Source organism: Lentzea sp. NPDC005914 (assembly GCF_040629405.1).
GTDB lineage: Bacteria > Actinomycetota > Actinomycetes > Mycobacteriales > Pseudonocardiaceae > Lentzea.
Map to the genome: position 1 here is coordinate 25,799 of NZ_JBEXVQ010000060.1, position 7,140 is coordinate 32,938.

General features: G+C 60.4%; 5 protein-coding genes. 2 read left to right on the forward strand and 3 right to left on the reverse strand.

The features are described from left to right. Positions 1–35 precede the first annotated feature (35 nt). From ABZ345_RS45385 to ABZ345_RS45395, 3 genes are all read right to left on the reverse strand, one after another. A complete protein-coding gene (locus tag ABZ345_RS45385) occupies positions 36–2,207 on the reverse strand; it encodes a type IV secretory system conjugative DNA transfer family protein (protein ID WP_359861634.1) in 2,172 nt (723 codons plus the stop codon). A 718-nt stretch (positions 2,208–2,925) separates the two neighbouring features. Beyond that, positions 2,926–3,108 carry a hypothetical protein gene (locus tag ABZ345_RS45390; protein WP_359861636.1) on the reverse strand — a complete coding sequence of 61 codons (183 nt, stop codon included), beginning with the start codon at positions 3,106–3,108 and terminating at the stop codon, positions 2,926–2,928. A 59-nt stretch (positions 3,109–3,167) separates the two neighbouring features. Beyond that, complete coding sequence (locus ABZ345_RS45395; protein WP_359861638.1) at positions 3,168–3,599, reverse strand: hypothetical protein; 432 nt, start codon at positions 3,597–3,599, stop codon at positions 3,168–3,170. A gap of 746 nt (positions 3,600–4,345) precedes the next feature. Here ABZ345_RS45395 and ABZ345_RS45400 point away from each other — a divergent pair. Both ABZ345_RS45400 and ABZ345_RS45405 read left to right on the forward strand, forming a co-directional pair. Further along, entirely contained in the window at positions 4,346–5,437 is a 1,092-nt protein-coding gene (locus ABZ345_RS45400) for a hypothetical protein (RefSeq protein WP_359861640.1), read from the forward strand. Between the two features lie 41 nt (positions 5,438–5,478). Further along, a complete protein-coding gene (locus tag ABZ345_RS45405; RefSeq protein ID WP_359861642.1) occupies positions 5,479–7,065 on the forward strand; it encodes a serine/threonine-protein kinase in 1,587 nt (528 codons plus the stop codon). The last annotated feature ends 75 nt before the right edge of the window (positions 7,066–7,140 follow it).

Here is a 7,140-nt window from a genome sequence, read left to right on the forward strand (position 1 = left end):
GCGAGCGGTAGGCGCGTGCTTCACGCCCCGCGTCCTCATGACGACCTCCGGCGGGTACCAACCGGTGCGTCCGGCGGTCCGCCTTCTCCGTGCCAGCGCTGGGCTAGCACGGAGTCGAGCGCGGAACCGCTTGTGGCGTAGGCATCACGGCTCATTTGCCGCAGTACAGCCGGATCGTGATCGGGAGCAGCCAAAGGCAAGGTCCTGACCGCGAACGGTGGCGTCATCGTGCCCTTGACGTACAGGCGAGCGCAGGCCTCGAAAGCACCGAGCCCAAGCAGGTCTTCAGGCGTCACTGGATCGCCAAAGATGGCGGCGAGCAAGCGAGCGTCGTCAAAGGACGGTCGGAAAGACAGCCTCGATCGGGCATTGGAGGTCACGGCAGCCTGCAGGTTGTGGGACAGCTGGGTGAAGTGCTGATGTGCGGCCGTAGTCGAGACTTCCAGGCCCCGGCACTGGGCCAGCACCTCGCCGAAGTCCAGCGCGCCGACATAGTCTTGGAACTCGTCCACCACCATCGACACGGGGAACCGCTTGGACTTCGGCAGCGTGGCGCGACGTTGAGCCGCCGCCCAGGCCGCCGACAGGATCAACGCACCGAGCAGACGGCTGGCCTCGGGGCCAATGACACCTCGGTTGAGACTGACGAGGACGATCCGAGGGCGCCTCAGGAACAGCTTGTCAAAGGAGAAGCGCGGAGCCGCTTGTCCGAGCATCCGGCGGATGGGCTGGCGGGCCAGGAACGGGCTGATCTTGTTCAGCACCGGCGCGATGATCTGCTGTTGCTCGCCGTCCGACAGTCCGCCAAAGCGAGCCCACCAACGAGTCAGCACGAGCGGGTCGCCGACTGTCGTGAGTGCGCGGCGTCGGAAGGCCGGGTTGAGCATGAGGATCGGAACATCGGCCAGCGTGCCGTCCGGCATGCGCGCGGCGGTGAGCAAACTGTGGAACAACACGTCGCTGCTGCGCGGACCGATGGCGCTGTTGCCGAACAGGTTGCGCAGCAGGCCCACGATCTCGTCAGCACGTTGCTCGGCCTGCTTCTCTGGCCCCGCCAAGGGGTTGAAGCCCGCCTGATCGTCTTCGCTCGGGTCGATAACCACGACATCCGCGTGCCGGTGCCGGGGGAGTCGAGCCAGCACGTCGTCCACCAGATCGCCCCGTGGCTCGATTGCCAGGATGCCCCGGCCGGCTGCCGCGTCAGCCAGGATCAGTTGCGCCAGCTCGGTGCTTTTGCCCGAACCAGTCGGGCCGATGAGATGGAAGTTATGAGTGCTTGAGGCCTGCGGCATGGTCACGAGTTGGCCGCGGTCAGCCGGGTGCGTGCTGGTGCCGAGCAGCCGCGTCCCGCGGTACCGGTGAGCTTCTTCGGGTTGTACCAACAGATCCGCCGGAGGCTGGCCCAGAAGCGAAGCTCCGTCAGCGACGCTGCCGAGCGGCCAGCCCAACAACACCGCCAGCTCCGAGCTACTGACCACCGACGACCACGTCACCGCAGGACGATGAACGCGGATGATGTCGTAGGGCCGTTTGGGCTTCGGCTCGTCCATGCGCACGGAACAGTGCGGGCTGTTGGCGAGCGCCAGGGCCGATACGACCGACCGCATGATGGTCAGCATCCGGGCCTTGCTCGCAGCCGTTGCCCCGACGCGTCCTTGCACACCGTAGAGCGGTTCGGCTGTCTTGTTGCGCCAGGCCTGATTGTCCGAAGCGCTCGCAGCCTTCGGTTTGTCGAACCCAAGGGCCTCAACGATGTTGAAGACCTCGGGCCGTGAGGCGCGCTGGTAGGACGGTCCGAGTACCCATTGCAGTACGGCCGCCTCGGTGTCCTCCAACATGCTGGCCACCGCCCGCATCCCGGCGCCGACGGCTTCTGCCACATCGAGCCGCAGCGGGAAGGCGAAGCTGGACAGGCGCACATCGGCGGCGAGAAGCGGCATCGGGCGGTTCGGGTATCGGCTGGGAAGCAATCCGAGCTGGGGCAAGTGCGCCCGGAACTGGCCGGGGACTGTGGCCGTCAGCTGCGGGTCCATCCCGAGCAGCCACTCGGTGGAGTCCAGGCCAATCCAAGCCTCCAGCACCACAGTCGGAGTTCGCTGCCAGAACCCGGCTTGCGGCCGGCTCGCCAGCGGGCGCATGAGCCCCACCACCGCGGCCAGGTCGAGGCTGCGCGGCGGATAGAGGTCAAACCACACCAACTCACTCATGGCCCACCTCCGTTGCCGGTGGCTCCGCCGTGGTCGGTGGTTCATTCACTGACTTCTGCTGGCTGAGCTGATGGCGAGCCAGCGCGAGGAATGCGCGAGCCAGCTTGCGCAGCGCCGGGTCTTGGCGTTCGACGCCGGTAACCCGTACCGATGACGGTTCGATTGCGTCTGTCATACGAAACCCCCTTCGTAAGTAGTCGCTCTTCCTCCATGTTTTGGATTGCGACAAGCCAGGCTGCTGATCTAGACGCCGTCAGCAACTTGGTGGTTTGATTGAACTGATTAGAAAAGAAGTGGTAGGAATGGATACGTGCGCAACGGCGGCACGACGCGGGTGTTTGTGTTGTAACTACTATGCGCAGGAAAAGTCTTGCCTTGCAATAGGCTCAAACGAGCTGAGGAAGTACCGTGGCCACGGTGGTGCCAGACGAAAGTTCTGGCGGTGCCGACATTTAATAACCGGGGTTGTGGAAAACCTAGCCCTGGATCGATCGCGTACGAACGTGTCTGCGCCACGCTCGTCTGAGTCTGACAGCCAGGACTCGCAGGCTTTCCTCACGGAGACGCCGCTCGTACAAGTCGGCTTTGTGGTCGACGAGCTGCTTTCTGGTCTTGCGAGGCATTGGTGATCTCCTCTCGGGTTGCAGCACCATGGGTGGATTTGGGCATAGCTCCGCCCAGACTGGAATGGATGATGAGTTGATGAAACGCTTGGCGGTTAGCGGCGGCTCAGAAGCCAACGCGCGATCCCCCGGAGCAGAAACAGTGCCGCGAAGATGATGAGCGTGAACATCAACGGCTTAATGAGGACGTGCGCGACGCCAGCCAGGAACATCAGGCCGCCGATCAGGATGAACGCCTTGCGCATCTGCGCGCGTGCTTCCTTGATGGGATCGTTCAAAAGTTTTCACCTCCTCGGCTGTCGGATCGGCGATTGGGTGCTGATAACGCCGGTCGCGCTCAGCGCTGCTGTCGGCGGTACCGAGCTTCGATCGTGAGACCTTCCTCGGTAACACCCGAACCGGGGCGCATGTAGCGCTGCAGGCGGTACAGGAGACCGCGCTGGTACTCCTCTTTGAGTTCGATCATTGCGGGATCAACAGGTCCGGAAGCCAGCAGGGCGTTGATCCGGTTGAGGCGGTAGAAGCCTTGTTCGACAGCCTCCCCGCCGGCATCGATGGGCTCCATGAGGTTGTGCCGAGCCTCGGCTTCCGCCCTGATCGCAGCTGCGCTCAGCGTCGGGTCGTAGTGCATCGCCTGGAATGAAGCGGGTGCGTGATCGCTTCGGCGACCAACAGGACTTCGTCCGTGATCTACCGCCCGCAGATCAGCTTGTGACCGCGCGTTTCGAGCCATCTCGACCAACTCTTCAAAAGTGGGGCGGCGGTCCATGGGTCTCACCTCCAACTGGGGTTGTGGGCTGAGAGAAGTCAACAGGACTGAACACGTGGTGCTGCGGAATTTGCCACTGGCCATCAACTTGACCACCACATCCGTGCTGCTCAGACACCTACATCAAGTCGTACATCACGTGGAATATGTCCAAGGCCTTACTTGGTCGCACTACTCCCCGGATCCGGTTCGGCAGCTTCATCAGGTGGCTCCGGAAGGATGTGCTCGGGGACGCCCTGCGCCCGTAGTTGCGCGACTGCATTGGCGCGGGCTTCATCCTGTTGCGGTCGTGGGAGCCTCGACAGTGCATCCTGGTTCTGCCCAAGCCAGGAATCGAATTCGCGTCTCACGCGGACTCGAAGTCGTATCAGGGCTGCATCGTAGGCTTTAGCTTGCTGCTCTTCAGTTAATTTAGATAGAGCGTCCCAGGTGTTGATCCTGCCACTCCCACATTGCCATCACCTCGCCGGAGAAGGGTGGATTGCGACGGCTTTCCGAACTACTGTGGTGGTATTGAAGGTCTGGAAACATGCGAGCTGCCTCACGGAACTCGGAATCATCTAACGTTGGTCTAAAAGTTGGCCCGCCTTCAGGGATAGAAGTTGCCTCGCCTGCACCGCCAAACTGGAATGCTGGTTTGAAGGGTCGCTCGCCTTCAGGGGATAAGGGGATCTCGCCCATGGTTGTGACTCATTAGAAGAACCCTATTACCGCCCTGTTGGAATCTTTTTCAAAGAGTCTTGTTTATGATGATGGTGGTGCTAGGATCTCGTCAACGTCGGCTTCAAGTAGGCAGGGCGATGATGGTGAGACATCTGCCAAGCGGTAATGAGCGAATCAACCTTGAAGAATGCTTGAAGGAGCTATCCCGCGATCGCGGGGTCTGGCGCGATGATTTGGTCTCGTTGCTTCGGGGCGATCTCTACCAGTTGCAGCGCTACTGGCGCATTGAGCTAGATGACGGACTTGAGGTGGCCCGCGATGGGGTAACAGCCGTTCTTACTGGCCACATCCAAAACCTATATCCCCATCGGTGGAACCGTCAGCTGTTGGACGAAGAGGCGGTGCACCGCTATAGGTCAACTGTGCAAATTGCGTTCAATGTAAATGCTCAGCATTACGCGGAAGTCGGCGACAAGAACTTGAGTGGCCGACAATCGTGGCAGGCAAAGGACGGTCCAATAGACCTTAGGATGTCGGTTAGGACAGTTCGGCGTGACCTCGATCAGGCCATTGAGCAGATTGCTGAACGCATGGTCGCTGGCACTCAGTCGCCGAGAATCGATGCTGACGCGGCCTTGTCTCAGAGGAGTGCCGCTGATGCCCTGCCCGAACCGCGACGGTTCGCGTTCTCTCCTGAAGCTCTAACCGCTAACTTGCTGGTGCTGTCAGGCGAGGTGGAGCCAGCCATGGAAGCCGCCCGTAGCGCTTGCCGTGAACGGAACCGGCAGTTCTACACCTCCGACACGTTGCTTGCACTACTAGACATGCCAAACGGTCGCGTGCGAGATTGCTTCGCCCTTGACGGCGCGGCCGACTGGTCCCGGCAGGTCCGTCAGAAGCTTTTGACGATGTCGCTGCCAGACGGCGACAGGTTCGCTGAATTCAAATGGATTGAACGCAAGGAGTTCCATCGAGCGTTGCAGTACGCAACGAGCGATGGCTCGCCGGTGGTGAACGAGTTTCACCTGCTGCTCGCGATCTTCGACGGCACGTCTGAAACGAACGCGAACCTCCAGCGATTACTTCAGCACGACTATGCCAAGGTCCGAGCTGCGGTAGAGCGACGGCGCGGCGAGGACGGACACGGGGGGAACAGAACCCCGATGTGGCAGTAGCTGGCCCGACGGTGAGCCAGGGCTGGGAGAGGGGCGTCGACGTGAAGGTGCAACTGGACCAGAGCGGCGTCTGGGAGCTGGGCGAGGTCATAGGCCGTGGTGGAGCCGGCGTCGTCTATGTCGCAACCTCAGCGATTCACCCCGGCGAGTACGTCATCAAGCTCGTGCCGAAGGGTCGCGGTGCATTCAGAGAACTCTACTATGCGGCTAGCCTCGCAAACCGCCCGAACATCGTGCCTGTTCTTGACAAAGGCGAGAATGTAGAACGCACTCACCTTGCGCTACTCATGCCGCGGGCGGAAGGGTCGCTTCGTGAGTTCATGGACAAAGTCGGTGGCCCGACTCCTGAGGAACGCGCCTTACCTATCCTTATAGATGTCGCGCGAGGCCTAGGTAGCCTGAGTGGTATTAGACTGGCTAAACAGGCCGTCATTGGCGTTGTGCACCGCGACCTCAAGCCGGAAAACATCCTTTATCTGGATGGCTCCTGGTGCATCTCTGACCTAGGTATCGCACGTTTCCTTGATGAAAACACTGGGCCTGACACCAGACGGTACTTCATGAGCCATGATTACGCGGCCCCGGAGCAGTGGCGTGGTGAGACAGCAACGCCTCAAACCGATGTTTACGCCTTCGGGGTCATTGCCTTTGAGCTTCTTGTGGGTTCACGGCCATTTGTGGGAGCCGACTTGAGGCAACAGCATTTGCATGAGAACGTGCCGTCGATACGGGGAGCTTCCCACTCGCTGGCTACAATCATTGCCGAATGTCTTTATAAGCCTTCTGGTGTTCGGCCTTCGCCGGATCGTCTATTGACGAGGCTTGAGAATCAAGCGGGCGAAACGGTTAGTGCAGGCGTTCCAATAATGAGCGGTGTCAGTGCGCTGCAGGCGGCGGATTTGGCAGAAACCGCTCGACAGGGTCGAAACGCGTGGGAAGCGCAAGAGGCTGAAAACGATGCTCGCCAGCGAGAGATGTTGTTTCGTATTGCTGCTGAGCAGTGGAAGCGGATTAAAGACCTCTTAAATCGAACTATTGTTGAAAACGCGCCTACCAGTCGTTCTGGCGGCCTTGATGACGGCGCGTTGCGGCTAGGCGATGCGACGATAGTCATGTCTCCGCCCGTGAAGCCGGGGCCTTGGGACGATCTGTCGCCGCTTGTAACCGAGCCGCCCGACCAGCATCGCCTGCCGTTTGATGTGATCGCGTATTGCTATATCGCCGTTGGCAAGTCTGTTAGTGAATTCGCGTCTCTCCTGTCTTCTGGGTACGCTGGCCGGGCGCATTCTCTGTGGTTCTGCGATGCAGAAAAGAGGGGGCAGTACGCCTGGTATGAAGTGGCTTTTTCGTTGGATCGACCGATCGATTCGATGGCTGACCCCCTCAGCTTGGGCTATAGTGGCTATTTTTCGGCAAAGTCGAATGGCGGGTATGCCCCCCGTATCGTCCCAGGCCACTATCTACCGATTGCTGCTATTCCCGGCAAAGCTGCACGCCTTTCCGAGCTAGGGGTAGGGCCCGTATCGGCTGAGGAAGGTAAATTAGGTTGGGGCTTCTTTTATAAGAAGTTTGAAGTTGCCTGGCCGCTTACTTCTGTGTTGATGGGTGACCTAAAGGTTGTCCCGTAACGCTGTCTCGGCGTGATCGATGATCTTGGTGTGGATCAGGTGATCAGTGCGGAGCGGCCGGAGTGGGTGCCGGTG

Bases quoted from the DNA above. Each gene is read 5' to 3' on its own strand.
- ABZ345_RS45385 (WP_359861634.1), bottom strand. From the start codon at position 2,207: ATGAGTGAGTTGGTGTGGTTTGACCTCTATCCGCCGCGCAGCCTCGAC.
- ABZ345_RS45395 (WP_359861638.1), bottom strand. From the start codon at position 3,599: ATGGACCGCCGCCCCACTTTTGAAGAGTTGGTCGAGATGGCTCGAAAC.
- ABZ345_RS45400 (WP_359861640.1), top strand. From the start codon at position 4,346: ATGATGATGGTGGTGCTAGGATCTCGTCAACGTCGGCTTCAAGTAGGC.